The sequence below is a fragment of the Vibrio sp. MM46 genome, assembly GCF_027587135.1.
Taxonomy (GTDB): Bacteria; Pseudomonadota; Gammaproteobacteria; order Enterobacterales; family Vibrionaceae; genus Vibrio; species Vibrio harveyi.
On the sequence record NZ_JAPPTO010000018.1, the window covers coordinates 45,022 to 62,133 of the forward strand.

General features: G+C 45.0%; 11 protein-coding genes. 5 read left to right on the forward strand and 6 right to left on the reverse strand.

The features are described 5' to 3' along the window. Positions 1-385: 385 nt before the first annotated feature. The 3 genes from OH459_RS19175 to nspC all read left to right on the forward strand — a co-directional run bounded on the left by OH459_RS19175 (position 386) and on the right by nspC (position 5,887). On the forward strand, positions 386-3,277 hold the full coding sequence (locus OH459_RS19175) for a pyridoxal phosphate-dependent class III aminotransferase (protein WP_269988133.1): 2,892 nt from the start codon (positions 386-388) through the stop codon (positions 3,275-3,277). 18 nt (positions 3,278-3,295) lie between these two features. After that, a complete protein-coding gene (locus tag OH459_RS19180) occupies positions 3,296-4,549 on the forward strand; it encodes a carboxynorspermidine synthase (RefSeq protein WP_005445078.1) in 1,254 nt (417 codons plus the stop codon). 204 nt (positions 4,550-4,753) lie between these two features. After that, positions 4,754-5,887 carry a carboxynorspermidine decarboxylase gene (gene nspC, locus OH459_RS19185; RefSeq protein WP_017189453.1) on the forward strand — a complete coding sequence of 378 codons (1,134 nt, stop codon included), beginning with the start codon at positions 4,754-4,756 and terminating at the stop codon, positions 5,885-5,887. A 96-nt stretch (positions 5,888-5,983) separates the two neighbouring features. On the opposite strand, the gene OH459_RS19190 is transcribed toward nspC, so the two are convergent. Next, a complete protein-coding gene (locus OH459_RS19190) occupies positions 5,984-6,496 on the reverse strand; it encodes a glycine cleavage system protein R (RefSeq protein WP_005445081.1) in 513 nt (170 codons plus the stop codon). A gap of 241 nt (positions 6,497-6,737) precedes the next feature. Then, the gene (locus OH459_RS19195) at positions 6,738-7,640 is read right to left on the reverse strand and encodes a DUF3943 domain-containing protein (protein WP_005445090.1); all 903 of its coding nucleotides are present in this window, start codon (positions 7,638-7,640) and stop codon (positions 6,738-6,740) included. Between the two features lie 199 nt (positions 7,641-7,839). Here OH459_RS19195 and OH459_RS19200 point away from each other — a divergent pair, with 199 nt between their 5' ends. Next, on the forward strand, positions 7,840-9,072 hold the full coding sequence (locus OH459_RS19200) for a CinA family nicotinamide mononucleotide deamidase-related protein (RefSeq protein ID WP_269988134.1): 1,233 nt from the start codon (positions 7,840-7,842) through the stop codon (positions 9,070-9,072). A gap of 99 nt (positions 9,073-9,171) precedes the next feature. Here OH459_RS19200 and yfaE read toward each other — a convergent pair whose 3' ends face one another. The 4 genes from yfaE to ubiG all read right to left on the reverse strand — a co-directional run bounded on the left by yfaE (position 9,172) and on the right by ubiG (position 14,144). Further along, positions 9,172-9,450 (reverse strand): class I ribonucleotide reductase maintenance protein YfaE, encoded by a 279-nt coding sequence (gene yfaE / locus OH459_RS19205; protein WP_005445095.1) that lies wholly within the window; start codon positions 9,448-9,450, stop codon positions 9,172-9,174. Continuing rightward, entirely contained in the window at positions 9,450-10,583 is a 1,134-nt protein-coding gene (gene nrdB, locus OH459_RS19210; RefSeq protein ID WP_005445097.1) for a class Ia ribonucleoside-diphosphate reductase subunit beta, read from the reverse strand. The genes yfaE and nrdB overlap by 1 nt, the downstream gene beginning before the upstream one ends. A gap of 81 nt (positions 10,584-10,664) precedes the next feature. Beyond that, positions 10,665-12,947: a class 1a ribonucleoside-diphosphate reductase subunit alpha gene (nrdA, locus tag OH459_RS19215; RefSeq protein WP_005445098.1), complete on the reverse strand. Its 2,283-nt coding sequence runs from the start codon at positions 12,945-12,947 to the stop codon at positions 10,665-10,667. 489 nt (positions 12,948-13,436) lie between these two features. After that, complete coding sequence (gene ubiG / locus OH459_RS19220) at positions 13,437-14,144, reverse strand: bifunctional 2-polyprenyl-6-hydroxyphenol methylase/3-demethylubiquinol 3-O-methyltransferase UbiG (RefSeq protein WP_009698400.1); 708 nt, start codon at positions 14,142-14,144, stop codon at positions 13,437-13,439. A 309-nt stretch (positions 14,145-14,453) separates the two neighbouring features. Between ubiG and gyrA the strand changes: the two genes are divergently transcribed. Next, the gene (gene gyrA / locus OH459_RS19225; RefSeq protein WP_005445103.1) at positions 14,454-17,093 is read left to right on the forward strand and encodes a DNA gyrase subunit A; all 2,640 of its coding nucleotides are present in this window, start codon (positions 14,454-14,456) and stop codon (positions 17,091-17,093) included. Positions 17,094-17,112 lie beyond the last annotated feature (19 nt).

Below are 17,112 nucleotides of genomic sequence, written 5' to 3' on the forward strand. Positions count from 1 at the left end.
TTCTCTGGGGGATACGCGTAGTGACCATTCAAGCTGATTGTGACACTACGTAGGGTAGGTATCGGCAAAGCCATTTGTCGATAGACGGGATACTAGTGCTGTAAGAAACAGCATGTTAATGGGAAACCCAACATTGAAACCTTTAAACAAACACACACTAATCAGCTTCATACTGCCGAAATGTCCTGTTTTACAAAACGGGTGCATTACGGAACCTTGATTACTCTCCAATCAAAATAAAAAGTCGCGCTTGTCGTGACGGGTTATCTGTATTTGTCGTTTAGAAAATGACGAATGCGGAGGTGTATCTGTATATCCTGTTATTTAATACTAACGAGAATAAATACAGGAAAGAGAATCTTTATAATTCAAGGGATTATGTAGTATGAGCACTGCCTTTGAAGTCGATAACACTATCGCAAATTACTTTTCGTCTCAGGTTCCAGTTGTTGAAGGAACGTATGATTTAACGCCTGATCAAGTTCTTATCGAACAAGCAGAGCATGAATCGGAAGTACGTTCTTACCCACGTCGCTTGCCAATCGCAATTAAACAAGCTTACGGCTGTTTGGTTGAAGATACGCGTGGTCAAATCTTTCTAGACTGTCTTGCTGGGGCGGGTACGTTGGCTCTGGGTTACAATCACCCGGAAATCAACCAAGCGTTAAAAGAGCAGTTAGATTCTGGTTTGCCGTACCAGACTCTGGATATCGCAACGTCTGCGAAAACACATTTTATTAAGTCTGTTAAAGGCTTCCTTCCTCAAGAGCTAAGCGACAACTGCGTGATTCAGTTCTGTGGTCCTTCGGGTGCGGATGCCGTTGAAGCGGCTATTAAATTAGCGAAGCAAACCACGGGTCGTAACACCATGTTTGCTTTCCGCGGAGCCTACCACGGTATGACAAATGGCACCATGGGTATGATGGGGAACTTGAGTACCAAAGCTCGCCGTACTGGATTGATGTCAGATGTGCACTTTATGCCATTCCCATACAGCCTACGCTGCCCATTTGGGCTTGGCGGTGATGAGGGTGCGAAAGCGAGCATCCGCTATATCGAGCGTCTCTTGAACGACGATGAAGCGGGTATCATGAAGCCGGCAGCGATCATTGTGGAGCCAGTCCAAGGTGAGGGTGGTGTTATTCCTGCGCCTGCATTCTGGCTACGTGAACTACGCCGTATTTGTGATGATCACGGTATCTTGTTGATCTTCGATGAAATTCAATGCGGTGTTGGTAAGTCAGGTTACAACTTCGCATTCGAAGAAGCGGGCATTGTTCCTGATATTTTATGTTTGTCTAAAGCAATCGGTGGTGGCTTACCTATGTCACTACTGGTGATCAACAAACAACACGATACATGGAAGCCAGGTGAGCACACCGGTACTTTCCGTGGTAACCAATTGGCAATGGTCTCAGGTGCAAAAGCACTAGAAATCATCCAGCGCGACAACCTTGTTGAACATGCGAACGTCGCTGGTCAGTATTTACGCTTTGGTCTTGAGAGCATTCAAAAACGCGTTAACTGTATCGCGGATGTTCGTGGCAAAGGTTTGATGCTTGGTGTTGAGATTAAGCATCCAAATGGCGAGTTGAACAAATTTGGTGAGCCTCTAGCTGATGGTCAATTGACACTTGCTATTCAACGTGCGGCGCTTGAGCGCGGCTTGATGGTTGAAAAGGGCGGTCGTGAAGGCTCTGTAATTCGCTTCCTTCCACCTCTTATTATCTCTTTTGAGCAAATCGACTTTGCGCTTCGCGTACTCGAAGAAGCGATTATTGCAGCGGGTGGCAGTCATATTGAAACTGCACCACAAGAAGAATGGAAAAAGCACTTTATTCAAACTGGTGAACTTGGTGGTGCCGAATTCGCGTCGGTTATGAATCACACTACCGCTGTAATGAAATCGGTGTTCGAACAAGTGAACGCACCATACTCTGGTATGAACCCTCAGTTGCTGGAAGCGGCGATTAATGCAGTCGATCTAGACAACAAAAATGCGTCGTTAAAGTCTGTCATCGATGAAGCTGCTGAGCTTGTTGCGAAGAATGCGATTTTCACCCAGCACCCAGATTGTATTGCGCATCTACATACCCCTCCTCTCATGCCAGCGGTTGCGGCAGAAGCCATGATTGCGGCGCTAAACCAATCTATGGATTCATGGGATCAAGCTTCCTCTGCGACTTACGTAGAGCAAAAAGTGATTAATTGGTTGTGTGACAAGTATGAGTTGGGTGAGAAGGGCGACGGCATCTTCACCAGTGGTGGTACGCAAAGCAACCAAATGGGGCTAATGTTGGCGCGTGACTGGATTGCACACAAGCTAAGTGGTCACTCAATCCAAAAGCTGGGTCTTCCTGATTACGCAGACAAACTGCGCATTGTGTGTTCTAAGAAATCACACTTCACGGTTCAAAAGTCAGCATCTTGGATGGGACTGGGTGAGAAAGCAGTGATGACCGTCGCTGCGAACGCCGACGGTACAATGGACGTTACTCAGTTAGATCAGGTTCTAACACAGGCGAAATCAGAAGGTCTGATCCCATTCGCCATTGTTGGCACGGCGGGTACGACTGACCACGGCGCAATTGATGACCTTGATTTCATTGCTGATATGGCAGCGAAGCACGAGATGTGGATGCACGTTGATGGCGCTTACGGTGGCGCACTGATTCTAAGCAGTCACAAATCTCGCCTGAAAGGTGTAGAGCGTGCGCACTCTATTAGTGTCGATTTCCACAAATTGTTCTACCAAACAATCAGTTGTGGCGCGTTGCTGGTGAACGACAAGTCGAACTTTAAGTTCCTACTTCATCATGCTGACTATCTGAATCGAGAACACGATGAGCTACCAAACTTGGTAGACAAATCTATTGCAACCACGAAGCGCTTTGATGCATTGAAAGTGTTCATGACGATGCAAAACGTGGGTCCTAAAGCGCTGGGCGATATGTACGATCACCTGTTGGTACAAACTCAAGATGTTGCCGAGATGATTCGTGCACACGATCAGTTTGAGCTTTTGGCTGAGCCGGCACTTTCTACGGTTCTATTCCGCGCAACCAATGTACGCACAAACAACGCATCTGCAGATTTAGATGAACTAAACAAAGCGTTGCGTCTTGAAGCGTTGACTCGCGGTATCGCAGTTCTCGGTGAAACCATCGTTGATGGTAAGACCGCTCTTAAATTTACGATTTTGAATCCTTGTCTGACGACAGCGGACTTTGAATCTTTGCTCTTGAAAATCAACACGCTAGCAGTTGAGCTAGTTTAATAAAGGTAACGGAAAACTATGGCAGTTCTACAGATTGGTGCAGGCGGCGTTGGCTGGGTTGTTGCACATAAAGCAGCACAAAATAACGACGTTCTGGGTGATATCACAATCGCATCACGTACTATTGGTAAGTGTGAGAAGATCATCGAGTCGATTCAGAAGAAAAACAACCTGAAAGATTCAGCTAAGAAACTAGAAGCGCGTGCAGTGAACGCTGACGACGTAGATTCTCTGGTTGCTCTTATTGAAGAAGTAAAACCGGATCTTGTCATCAACGCGGGTCCTCCGTGGGTTAACATGCCAATCATGGAAGCGTGTTACCGAGCAAAAGTTTCATACCTAGACACATCAGTAGCGGTTGACCTATGTTCTGAAGGTCAGCAAGTACCACAAGCTTACGATTGGCAATGGGGTTACCGTGAGAAGTTCGAGGAAGCGGGCATCACAGGTATCCTGGGCGCTGGTTTCGATCCAGGTGTAGTCTCGGTATTTGCAGCGTACGCTGTGAAGCATCTGTTTGACGAAATCGATACGATTGATGTAATGGATGTTAACGCGGGTGACCACGGTAAGAAGTTCGCGACCAACTTTGACCCAGAAACGAACATGCTAGAGATCCAAGGTGATTCATTCTACTGGGAAAACGAAGAGTGGAAACAAGTACCTTGTCACTCTCGTATGCTAGAGTTCGATTTCCCGAACTGTGGTTCTCACAAAGTGTACTCAATGGCGCACGATGAAGTTCGTTCGATGAAAGAATTCATCCCAGCAAAACGCATTGAATTCTGGATGGGTTTCGGTGATCGTTACCTAAACTACTTCAATGTAATGCGAGATATTGGTCTACTAAGCCCAGATCCACTAACGCTGCACGATGGTACAGTCGTTCAACCTCTGCATGTACTAAAAGCGCTATTGCCAGACCCAACATCTCTAGCACCGGGCTACACAGGTCTAACGTGTATCGGTACTTGGGTTCAAGGTAAGAAAGATGGCAAAGAGCGTAGCGTGTTTATCTACAACAACGCAGATCATGAAGTCGCGTACGAAGACGTTGAACATCAAGCGATCTCTTACACGACGGGTGTTCCTGCGATTACAGCAGCGCTGCAGTTCTTCCGTGGTAAATGGGCTGACAAAGGCGTGTTCAACATGGAACAGCTAGACCCAGATCCGTTCCTAGAAACAATGCCAACAATTGGTCTAGATTGGCATGTTCAGGAATTAGAAGCAGGTCAGGGGCTTCCAGTTATCCACGAACTGAACAAGTAAGGCACTTACACTAACGATTTCTTTTTATCGTGTTTTGAGGTGTGCGCGTTAATTGTTACAAACAACGCGTGCATCCTAAACTCGATTAGAAGTTTCAGTGCAAGCTGCGCTTATTTTAATCATCAATCTAAGCCGGTGCGATCGCATCGGCTTTGTTCGGTTTTATAGTTCCTTCATTTTTATGAGGGGATCTAAGGTATTAACATGCAACAAAACGAACTTAAAACCCCATACTTCATGATCAATGAAGACAAATTGATTGAGAATCTAGAGAAGGCAAAACAGCTAAAAGATATCTCTGGTGTGAAGTTAGTGTTGGCACTGAAGTGTTTCTCGACATGGGGCGTATTCGACATTATCAAGCCTTACTTAGACGGTACAACCAGCTCTGGTCCTTTTGAAGTGAAGCTTGGTTATGAAACCTTTGGTGGAGAGACTCATGCTTACAGTGTTGGCTACAGCGAGGATGACGTACGTGAAGTAGCAGATATCTGCGACAAGATGATTTTTAACTCTCAGTCGCAGTTAGCAGCTTACCGCCATATTGTTGAAGGTAAAGCGTCGATTGGTTTGCGTCTAAACCCGGGTGTAAGCTATGCAGGTCAAGACTTGGCGAACCCTGCACGTCAGTTTTCTCGTCTAGGCGTACAAGCTGACCACATCAAGCCGGAAATTTTCGATGGCATTGATGGTGTGATGTTCCACATGAACTGTGAGAACAAAGATGTGGACGCATTCATCGGTCTGCTGGATTCGATCTCTGAGCAGTTTGGCGAGTATCTCGATAAGCTGGATTGGGTTAGCATGGGCGGCGGCGTGTTCTTTACGTGGCCGGGCTACGATATCGAAAAGCTGGGGCTTGCACTGAAAGCTTTCTCTGAAAAGCACGGCGTACAAATGTACCTAGAGCCGGGTGAGGCAATCATCACTAAAACGACGGATCTTGTCGTGACTGTGGTAGACATTGTTGAGAACGTGAAGAAGACTGCGATTGTGGATTCAGCAACTGAAGCACACCGCTTAGATACTTTGATTTATAACGAGCCAGCATCGATTCTTGAAGCAGCAGAAAATGGTGCACATGAATACGTCATTGGCTCGTGCTCTTGTTTAGCTGGTGATCAGTTCTGTGTGGCGAACTTTGAGCAACCACTGGAGATCGGACAGCGTCTGCACATTCTAGATAGTGCGGGTTACACCATGGTGAAACTGAACTGGTTTAACGGTCTACGTATGCCGTCGGTATACTGTGAACGTTCAAATGGTGAAATTCAAAAGCTGAACGAATTTGATTATTCAGACTTCAAACGTTCTCTGTCTCAATGGACAGTGAAGTAATCACCTTTTCATTTGATTGAACGTAAAAAGAGCAGCGATGAGCTGCTCTTTTTTATTATGCATTGCTTAGGTTTACCGAGTGCTTTGGGCTTAAGATCAGCTTTCGACAATCACACGAGTATCTTCGCTGAGCGATTCTAACTCATTCGCTACATCATCAATTTCCAGTTCACTCGGCAACTTGATTGCCATCTTAGCGCTAAACAAGCTTGAACTTACACCTCCGCCACCGGCGATAAACACTCGTTGACAATCCATGTCTAAAATCGAAATGCCTTGTCCATCGAGCACGTGGGTGATTTCGTTGACGATGCCTGCACGATCATTGGCGTCCAGACGAAGCTGAAAGACCGTATCTTCGCGGTGAGAGTGAGGCTCGGAATCAACGAATTTTACGATGAGGGTTTGGCAAGCAGAGAACGCCTCTTTCACTGTGTTGGCATTTTCCTCTGGTAGCTCGATTTTGATCACGCCGGCAACCTGATCCTCAATAAAGTTCACTTTACTGATCAGCCATTTGCCTTCGTTTTCATGGGTAACCGCTGCAAGCTGTTTGATGGTCGCTGGTGATGCCTGACCGACGAAATTAACGATAAACACAGTGTTCATAATGGTCCCCTCCCGGAATAAGGTTTGGACGCGGCACGGTTAGACGTATCGCTATAGTTATTTGAGCTTAAGGTTTAAAACTTAAGTTATTGGAATTAGTCCTTAAATTCAGTGTAGGTGCTGGAGGAGGGTTAGGTTTGATAAAGGTCAATTTTTGACGCTAATTCGTGATGCAAATAATAAAAACTATGCTTGGGGCACAAAAAAAGCAGCCCTCAGGCTGCTATTTAACAGTTTGGTTTTAGAAGGTGACCTTCATTTCAAAACCGTAGAAGACGTTATCGTAGCTTGCGCCGGAATCCATCGCAAACTTCGCTGCGTCTTGGTTGCCAAACCAAGGTGATGAACTGAATTGGAATTCTGCGCTACCGCCCCATGCATCTGATACCCAGTAGTGAATGTGTCCGACTGGATTGAGGAAGAATAGAGAAACGTCCCCAACGGTTTCTGAGCCCATTACTTCACCACCATTGGCAACGATGTCTTGTTCCGCTGTTAGCATCATTTCACCCACTACAGCACCAAAGAATGGAGTAATAAACAAGTCCTGCCATGATGGGATTTCAGCAAAAGCTTCTACACCGTATTCCCAGAAGAACGTCGACATGGTCGCAGAATACAAGAAGGATTCAAATTCGTTATAGCCAGCGTGGCGCGCAGCCGTATAGTAAACACCACCGAAGTAAGGGTGCATGACGTAGTTTAGAAAGTGCTCATCTCGGTCCCATACTGGACCGCTTGAAACGTTGTCTTTCCACTTGCTGCCTAGCTTACTCATGTCACGATCTTCTTCGTCCCATTTTGTAATGCTCTCAGGCAATAAAGTCATCAAACCTACCGTAGCCACACTCAAACCAAGAATGGTGTAAGTTTGACCCATAAGATAGTCCCAATCTTTGTCTTTTGGCACGATCATATGCTTCGGTTGAAGGCCTGCGTCGAGATTTAAAGAATCATCGTTATCAAGTCCCATCGCAAAGCGACGATTTTGTGGCTCGAAGCTATACAGAGTGGTCGTTTCGCAGTAACCTGACAGGCAATCAGGCGTGTAAGAGAACTCAATATGGTTACTCATATCGTACTGGCTTGCATTTGCGGTAGCAGATGCCGTCAGAACAAGACCACTTAGAGTTTTCTTGAACATGGATGATTTTGACACGAAGGTCTCCGAGTTGTTGGTTTGATGATCGGGCTCACAATTATCCCTTAAAAGAACAGCCATTTAAATACTTGACCTACATTTAATCTCAACAAATTAACTATGAGATTAGTCCAATAAAATGAAAACGATATAGGCACAATGTCGAAAAAATGTGGATTTTGCCTATTTTCAGGAGTCAGTTGTGAAAATTGCTATGCTAAGTACCGGTGAAGAGGTCCTTCACGGTGATATTGTTGATACAAATGCAGCTTGGCTGTCGAGCTTATTTTATCAACATGGATTTGGCTTAACGAAGCGCTCGACCGTTGGTGATAAACAATCGAGTTTGATTGAAGAGTTTTTGATGCTCAGCTTCAATAATGACGTGGTGATCGTGAATGGTGGTTTAGGACCAACCACAGATGACATGAGCGCAGCGGCAGCAGCGAAAGCAGCAGATTGCAAATTAGTGTTATTTAAAGACTGGTTAGCACACCTAGAGGCGATGTATGCCCGTCGTGGTATCCCAATGCCGGATAGCAATCTCAAGCAAGCTATGCTACCGGAAACGGCACAAATTGTTGATAATCCGATTGGCACGGCTTGTGGCTTTAAAATGCTGATCAATGATGCGGTGTTCTATTTCACCCCAGGTGTACCAAGTGAATTTAAGTTAATGGCAGAGACGCAAATTCTGCCAGATTTGAAAAAACTCTTCCCTGAAGTAGAAAGTGCATCTTGTAGCCGAATTTATACGTTTGGTCTGTCTGAATCTGGTATATCGGACAAGCTTGACCAAATGAAGCTTCCGCCTGGTTATGAGCTGGGTTATCGCTCTTACTTACCCTTTATCGAAGTGAAACTGTTTGGTCCATCTCAGCATATTGAGCAACGCATGAAGTTGATGCAGATGATCCATAAGCACCTTGAAACCAATTCTGTAAGTGTCGATGTACCTATGGTTGAACATGTCGGTCAGCTACTAACAGATAAAGCGCTGACACTATCGGTGTCGGAGAAAAGCAGTGCAGGGTATTTAACGTATTGGCTAAATAGTGATGAAAAAGTCGCTGAGCAATTCGGTCACGGTTGGTTTCTATCAGGAAACAATCAAACCATTGCAGATGAAGGGGACCCACTAGCAGCGACGTTTGCTCTAGCTGGTGCGACACGTGAAAAGTGCGCCACCGACTTGGCTTTAGTTACGGGAAAAATTGAAGAAGGCATTTTCTCTGTTGCTCTTTCCACGTCAACAGGAGAGTGGGGCGCCCTATACAAACTTTCAAGAAAATATCAGCAAGATGATCAGGTTAAAGTCATCAGTGCTGCGGCACTGGATATGCTACGCCGTTATCTAGAACGCAAGCCGATGTCGGCTCAATACGCATTCTTGGAAAAGATTAAAGAAATGCACATTCCGAGCAGTGCTCTTTAAAAGGATGTCGAGCTGTTTAGATAGTAAAAGTAGACAGTAAAAATAAATAGTAAAAAGCCAAGGCGATTGCCTTGGCTTTTTTGTACTGGCTGGTGGCGTTTATGCGCGTTTTTCTTTCATCGCGTAATTCACACCACTGAGCGAAATTTCGGATTTCGCTTTGCAAATACAAGGCAGAATTTCGTCTGGCTGAGTATACGCCATTGCAAAACCAACATACTCCACGTCACCTGATTCCAATTTACAGCGACATGCACCACAGTGTCCGTCACGGCAATTGTATTCAGGTAGTAAGCCCGCTTGCTCCATCGTCTCCAAAATTGTGTTAGATGGATTAGACTCAATGCTAACGAGTTTGTTGATTTTGATGCTTGGCATTACAGCTCAAATCCTTCGAAGTCGTCTGCACTTACTTCATTGTCAATCTGACCAACAAGGTAAGAAGAGATTTCTGCTTCCTGCGGTGCAACTTGAACGTTATCCGATGACAACCAAGCGTTAATCCATGGGATAGGGTTTGAAGTTGCTTCAGGGTATGCTGCTGGTAGACCTACCGCTTGCATACGAATGTTTGTAATGTATTCAACGTATTGGCTAAGGATATCTTTATTTAGACCAATCATTGAACCATCTTTAAATAGGTATTCAGCCCATTCTTTCTCTTGCTCTGCCGCTTCTTTGAATAGGTCAAAACAGTCTTGTTTTGCTTCTTCAGCGATTTGCATGAAAGAGAAGTCATCTTGACCGTTACGTAGCAGGTTGATCATATGCTGAGTACCGTTCAAGTGAAGCGCTTCATCACGAGCGATGAGCTTGATGATTTTCGCGTTACCTTCCATAAGCTCACGTTCAGCGAAAGCAAATGAACATGCGAAACTTACGTAGAAGCGGATTGCTTCTAGTGCGTTCACTGACATCAAACAGACGTACAATTTCTTCTTCAGATCGTACAGGCTAACTTTAACCGTTTCACCGTTAAGAACGTGTTCGCCTTCACCGTAGCGGTGATAGTCGTTTGTCGCTTGGATCAGGTCATCGTAGTAATGCGCGATGTCTTTCGCACGCTTAAGGATGTGCTCGTTTTCTACGATGTCATCGAATACAACACTTGGATCATTCACGATATTACGGATGATGTGCGTGTAAGAACGAGAGTGGATCGTCTCAGAGAACGACCAAGTCTCGATCCAAGTTTCTAGCTCAGGTAGAGAAACCAGAGGAAGTAGCGCAACGTTCGGGCTACGACCTTGAATTGAGTCAAGCAGCGTTTGGTACTTCAGGTTTGAGATGAAGATGTGCTTCTCATGGTCAGGTAGCTTGTTGTAATCAATACGGTCGCTAGATACATCAACTTCTTCTGGACGCCAGAAGAAAGACAATTGCTTTTCGATAAGCTTTTCGAAGATCTCGAATTTTTGCTGGTCGTAACGAGCTACGTTCACTGATTGACCAAGGAACATTGGTTCCTTCAGTTGGTCATTTTTGTTCTGGTTAAAAGTACTGTAAGCCATAATGCCTCAATTCCTTTTAGACCTCCCCAAGCGGGGAGGCGTTCGATTGTTTGTTACTACGAATTGTTTAAGTGGGGGAGATTAAATCTTACAACCGCCGCCTGCACAATCGTCATCTTGTGGTTGAACTGCGTCTTTCTGGTCGTCTTTCGCACCGTCACGGGTGTTATGGTAGTAAAGCGTCTTCACACCAAACTTGTAAGCAGTCAGAAGGTCTTGAAGAAGTTTCTTCATTGGCACCTTACCGCTCTCATAACCAGAAGGATCGTAGTTTGTGTTCGCAGAGATCGCTTGGTCAACGAACTTCTGCATAATGCCCACAAGGTGTAGGTAACCGTCGTTAGAACCGATGTTCCAAAGCAGTTCATAGTTGTCTTTAAGCTCAGCGAAATCTGGCACAACTTGTTTCAAGATACCGTCTTTCGACGCTTTAACAGACACGAAACCACGTGGCGGCTCAATACCGTTTGTTGCGTTAGAGATCTGAGAAGATGTCTCAGAAGGCATTAGCGCAGTCAGTGTTGAGTTACGCAGACCGTGTTCCATGATTTCTTGACGTAGGCTGTCCCAATCGTAGTGCAGCTCTTCGTCACAAATTAGGTCAACGTCTTTCTTGTAAGTGTCGATAGGCAGTAGACCTTTCGCGTAGTTCGTTTCGTTAAACGAAGGACACTTACCTTGCTCTTTCGCAAGCGCAACAGAGGCTTTCAATAGGTAGTATTGAATCGCTTCAAATGTACGGTGAGTTAGACCGTTTGCGCTGCCGTCAGAGTACTTAACGCCATTCTTCGCTAGGTAGTATGCGAAGTTGATAACACCAACACCCAGCGTACGACGGTTCATTGTCGATTTGTATGCAGCTGGTAGTGGGTAATCTTGGTAATCAAGCAGTGCATCTAGCGCACGAACAACAAGCTCAGACAGTTCTTCGAAGTCATCCAGAGACTTGATTGCACCAAGGTTAAACGCAGACAGTGTACATAGCGCGATTTCACCCGAGTCATCTTCAACGTTAGTTAATGGCTTGGTTGGCAGCGCGATTTCCAAACATAGGTTTGATTGACGAACTGGTGCTACTTCTGAATCGAACGGGCTGTGCGTATTACAGTGGTCTACGTTCTGAATGTAAATACGACCAGTTGATGCGCGCTCTTGCATTAGAAGAGTGAACATTTCAATCGCTTTAACGGTCTCTTTCTTGATTGAAGGATCGTTTTCGTATTTCACGTATAGACGCTCGAATTCTTCTTGATTTTCAAAGAATGCGTCGTACAGACCTGGTACGTCAGATGGCGAGAATAGCGTGATGTTGCCACCTTCCACTAGGCGTTGATACATCAGTTTGTTCAACTGAACACCGTAGTCCATATGACGAACACGGTTCTCTTCAACACCACGGTTGTTCTTAAGAACCATTAGCGAGCGCGCTTCACCGTGCCATAGTGGGTAGAACACAGTTGCTGCACCACCACGAACACCACCTTGAGAACAGCACTTAACTGCTGTTTGGAAGTATTTGTAGAACGGGATACAACCTGTATGGAATGCTTCACCACCACGGATCTCAGAACCTAGTGCACGGATACGACCAGCGTTGATACCGATACCAGCACGTTGAGAAACGTAACGTACGATTGAACTTGCTGTTGCGTTGATAGAATCTAGGCTATCACCACACTCAATCAGCACACATGAGCTGAACTGACGAGTAGGGGTACGTACACCAGACATGATTGGTGTAGGTAGAGAAATCTTAAATGTCGATGTCGCATCGTAGAAACGTTTGATGTAGTCAAGACGCGTTTCTTTCGGGTAGTTAGCGAACAAGCAAGCAGACACTAGAATGTAAAGGAACTGAGCACTTTCGTAGATTTCACCCGATACACGGTTTTGAACGAAGTACTTACCTTCTAGTTGTTTTACAGCAGCGTAAGAGAAATCAAGGTCGCGCTTGTGATCGATGTACGCATCAAGCTCGTCCAATTCAGCTTTTGTGTAGTCTTCTAGGATGTGTTGGTCGTACTTACCCATATCAACAAGACGAGCTACGTGGTTGTAAAGCGTTGGCGGCTCATATTGACCGTATGCTTTCTTACGTAGGTGGAATACCGCTAGGCGAGCAGCTAGGTATTGGTAATCCGGTGTTTCTTCTGAAATCAAATCTGCAGCAGACTTGATGATAGTCTCGTGGATATCTGTCGTCGTAATGCCGTCGTAAAACTGGATGTGAGCACGTAGTTCTACTTGTGATACCGATACGTTGTTCAGACCTTCTGCAGCCCAAGTAATAACGCGATGGATTTTCTCCAGATCGATAGTTTCTTTGCGGCCATCACGTTTAGTGACGGTAAGTTGTTGGTTCATTCTGCTTTATTTCCCTAAGAAAACTGATAAAAGCCGTATTTTTGTTTGTTTATGTGCAAAACTTGTAAAATTTGCGGCGGCTTTGTGATCAAAGTCTATCTATATATTGTAGTCGAAACACAAGATATAGGGGTTCATTTGTTTGCGAGTTACAAGATAGTGCTGTTACCCCAATTTTTCAAGGCACAGGTTTGGGATGACTTGTGGATAACTAACAAAATAAAAAAAAACAGTAAGTGAACACTAACCGATGAGAAAAGGGCTGACTTGAATGGGGAAAAATACGTTTTTTAAATCGGTTCATAAATAACCGCATGTAAAAATATTTTCCTTGATCTTTGACAGTTTTTGTTTGTTAAAAATAGTTTGGTCAAAATGGAATCTAGAGCACTTTTTTTCGACAGAAATTGACAAAAAAAGCGGCGCATCTATGCTACCGCTTTTTCTCAATCTTGATGCTCGTTTGTCGCTCAAGCGTCAATCGAACCATCAATATTTTGTAGTATGAACGATGTAGTTTACATCCACATTACGACCAAGTTTGTAGCTATCGTTGAGTGGGTTGTAATGTAAGCCTGTGATACCCATCTCGGTAAGGTCTGTCTGGTCAATCATCTTCATCATTTCACCAGGTTTGATGAACTTCTCATGATCGTGTGTACCTTCTGGCACAATCTTAAGTAACTTCTCTGCACCCACAATGGCAAATAGGTAAGATTTGATATTACGGTTCAAGGTAGAGAAGAAAACGTGACCGCCAGGTTTGACCAATGCAGCACAAGAACGAATCACTGAAAGTGGATCTGGAACGTGTTCAAGCATTTCCATGCAAGTGACAACGTCATAGGTTCCTGCATTTTCTGCTGCGTGGTCTTCAATCGTGCTTTGGATGTAAGTCAACTTAGTGCCAGTCTCAAGTGCATGCAGGCGAGCGACCTCAAGAGGCTCTTTACCCATATCCAAACCAGTAACTACTGCACCTTCTTTAGCCATGCTCTCAGCTAGGATGCCACCACCACAGCCAACATCGAGCACTTTTTTACCAAATAAGCCGTCTGCTTTCTCTAGGACATAGTTCAAGCGAAGCGGGTTAATTTGATGAAGTGGCTTGAACTCGCCTTCTAAATCCCACCAACGAGAAGCCATCTCTTCGAATTTCTTAATTTCACTTGGGTCGACGTTTTGTGCTTTAGTCATGATTGTTATATCGCTTCGCTAATAGTCCTTTGGAAGGCGAGATTATACTCCAATGGTACGATACGTTAAAACTGGTTCTTTTCTCACAATCGCTACAGGAGAGATTTTTGACTGATGTTGGTGGAAATATAGTCAGTTTTCATAAAGATATGGGATGAATGTGCAAATTCTCTTCATTTAACCCATAACCAAGCTCACAACCTGATAAAACGAGTGGGAAAGTGATGCCCCGTTGATGAATTGTGTGTTATATTTTTGCACCTTACACGTATCGTAATTACGATCAGATAATAGAGGGATAATGGCTCTATGAGCGATTTAGCTAAAGAGATCACGCCCGTAAACATTGAAGATGAGCTTAGAGGTTCATATCTAGACTACGCGATGTCTGTCATCGTGGGTCGTGCTCTTCCAGATGTGCGTGATGGCCTAAAACCAGTACACCGCCGCGTTTTATTCGCGATGAACGTACTAGGCAACGATTGGAACAAACCATATAAAAAATCAGCCCGTGTTGTCGGCGACGTAATCGGTAAATATCACCCACACGGTGATAGTGCTGTGTACGACACAATCGTACGTATGGCTCAGCCGTTCTCACTTCGTTACATGCTGGTCGATGGTCAAGGTAACTTTGGCTCGATCGATGGCGACTCTGCTGCGGCAATGCGTTATACCGAAGTACGTATGGCGAAAATGGCCCACGAACTTCTGGCTGACCTAGACAAAGAAACTGTGGACTACGTACCTAACTACGATGGTACGGAGCAAATTCCTGCAGTTCTTCCTACTAAAATTCCTAACCTATTGGTAAACGGTTCTTCCGGTATCGCGGTAGGTATGGCAACCAACATCCCGCCACATAACCTTGGCGAAGTGATCGATGGCTGTCTTGCATACATCAATAATGAAGAAATCACTATTGATGAGCTAATGGATTACATTCCTGGTCCTGATTTCCCAACTGCGGCGCTTATCAGCGGTCGTAAAGGTATTGTAGACGCGTACAAAACAGGTCGCGGCAAAATCTACATGCGTTCAAAAGCGGAAATCGAAGTGGAGAAGAATGGTAAAGAAACCATCATCGTCACTGAAATCCCTTACCAGGTGAACAAAGCTCGTTTGATCGAGAAGATCGCTGAGCTAGTAAAAGATAAGAAAGTAGAAGGCATTAGTGCGCTACGTGACGAGTCTGATAAAGATGGTATGCGTATCGTAATTGAATGTAAGCGCGATGCAGTGGGTGAAGTTGTTCTAAACAACCTTTACGCGCAAACTCAGCTTCAAACCACTTTCGGTATCAACATGGTTGCGCTAAACAACGGCCAACCTCAGCTATTCAACCTAAAAGACATGTTGAAGTGCTTCGTTGATCACCGTCGTGAAGTTGTGACTCGTCGTACTATTTTCGAATTGCGTAAAGCGCGTGAACGTGCGCATATCCTTGAAGCACTTTCTCTTGCTCTTGCGAACATTGACGAAGTTATCGAACTCATCAAAAACGCACCAACTCCAGCTGAAGCAAAAGTTGGCTTGGTATCGCGTGGTTGGGATCTTGGTAACGTAGCATCAATGCTAGAGCGTGCTGGTACTGACGCTGCACGTCCTGAATGGCTAGAAGATCAATACGGTATCCGTGATGGTCTGTACTACCTAACAGAAACTCAAGCTCAAGCGATTCTAGAACTTCGCCTACACCGTCTAACTGGTCTAGAGCATGAGAAGATTCTTGATGAATACAAAGCGCTATTGGACGAAATTGCAGAGCTAATGCACATCCTTGCAAGCACTGAGCGTTTGATGGAAGTGATCCGTGAAGAACTTGAAGCGGTTCGCGATGGTTACGGCGATGAGCGTCGTACAGAAATTACAGCAGCTAGCCATGACATTGACATGGAAGAGCTGATCGCTCGTGAAGACGTAGTAGTAACTCTGTCTCACGAAGGTTATGTTAAGTACCAAATCCTAAGCGACTACGAAGCTCAGCGTCGTGGTGGTAAAGGTAAGAGTGCAACGAAGATGAAAGATGAAGACTTCATCGAGCGTCTACTTGTTGCAAATACTCACGATAACATTCTGTGTTTCTCAACTCGTGGTAAGACTTACCGTCTGAAAGTTTACCAATTACCTCATGCAACTCGTACTGCACGTGGTAAGCCAATCGTAAACATCCTTCCACTTGAGGAAGGTGAACGTATCACGGCAATCCTTCCGGTAGATGAGTTCTCTCCAGAGAAGTTTATCTTCATGGCTACGGGTGACGGTACGGTTAAGAAGACTCCTCTGAACCAGTTTGCTAACGTACGTTCAAACGGTCTGATCGCAGTTAACCTACGTGATGATGACTCTTTGATCGGCGTTGATATCACTACAGGTTCCAGCGATATCATGCTGTTCTCTAAAGCAGGTAAAGTGGTTCGCTTTAGCGAAGACAAAGTACGTGCAATGGGTCGTACAGCGGCAGGTGTTCGCGGTATGAAGCTAGCAGATGATGATCAAGTGGTTTCTTTGATCGTTCCATCAAACGAAGGCGATATCCTAACGGTTACTCAAAACGGTTATGGTAAACGTACTGAACTAGCAGAATACCCAACGAAAGGTCGTGCAACTCAGGGCGTTGTGTCTATCAAGGTTTCTGAGCGTAACGGTCCAGTAGTTGGCGCGGTACAAGTAGAAGAAGGCGACGAGATGATGATGATCACCGACGCTGGTACTCTAGTACGTACACGTGTTGCGGAAGTTAGCCAAGTTGGTCGTAACACTCAAGGTGTAACGCTTATCCGTACAGCTGAAGATGAGTCAGTGGTTGGTTTGCAGCGCATTGATGAAGTTGAAGAAGTAGAACTGCCAGAAGGCGAAGAAGCGGAAGCAACAGAGGCAAATGCAGAAGGTCAAACGCCTGAAGCACCAGCAGCAGATGATGCAGCAGAAGGTTCTGAAGAAGAGTAATCTTTTCCTTTACATCTAA

Coding starts and splice junctions, on each gene's coding strand:
- OH459_RS19180 (WP_005445078.1), top strand. CDS start 3,296: ATGGCAGTTCTACAGATTGGTGCAGGCGGCGTTGGCTGGGTTGTTGCA.
- nrdA (WP_005445098.1), bottom strand. CDS start 12,947: ATGAACCAACAACTTACCGTCACTAAACGTGATGGCCGCAAAGAAACT.
- nspC (WP_017189453.1), top strand. CDS start 4,754: ATGCAACAAAACGAACTTAAAACCCCATACTTCATGATCAATGAAGAC.
- gyrA (WP_005445103.1), top strand. CDS start 14,454: ATGAGCGATTTAGCTAAAGAGATCACGCCCGTAAACATTGAAGATGAG.
- nrdB (WP_005445097.1), bottom strand. CDS start 10,583: ATGGCTTACAGTACTTTTAACCAGAACAAAAATGACCAACTGAAGGAA.
- OH459_RS19195 (WP_005445090.1), bottom strand. CDS start 7,640: ATGTTCAAGAAAACTCTAAGTGGTCTTGTTCTGACGGCATCTGCTACC.
- OH459_RS19190 (WP_005445081.1), bottom strand. CDS start 6,496: ATGAACACTGTGTTTATCGTTAATTTCGTCGGTCAGGCATCACCAGCG.
- ubiG (WP_009698400.1), bottom strand. CDS start 14,144: ATGACTAAAGCACAAAACGTCGACCCAAGTGAAATTAAGAAATTCGAA.
- yfaE (WP_005445095.1), bottom strand. CDS start 9,450: ATGCCAAGCATCAAAATCAACAAACTCGTTAGCATTGAGTCTAATCCA.
- OH459_RS19175 (WP_269988133.1), top strand. CDS start 386: ATGAGCACTGCCTTTGAAGTCGATAACACTATCGCAAATTACTTTTCG.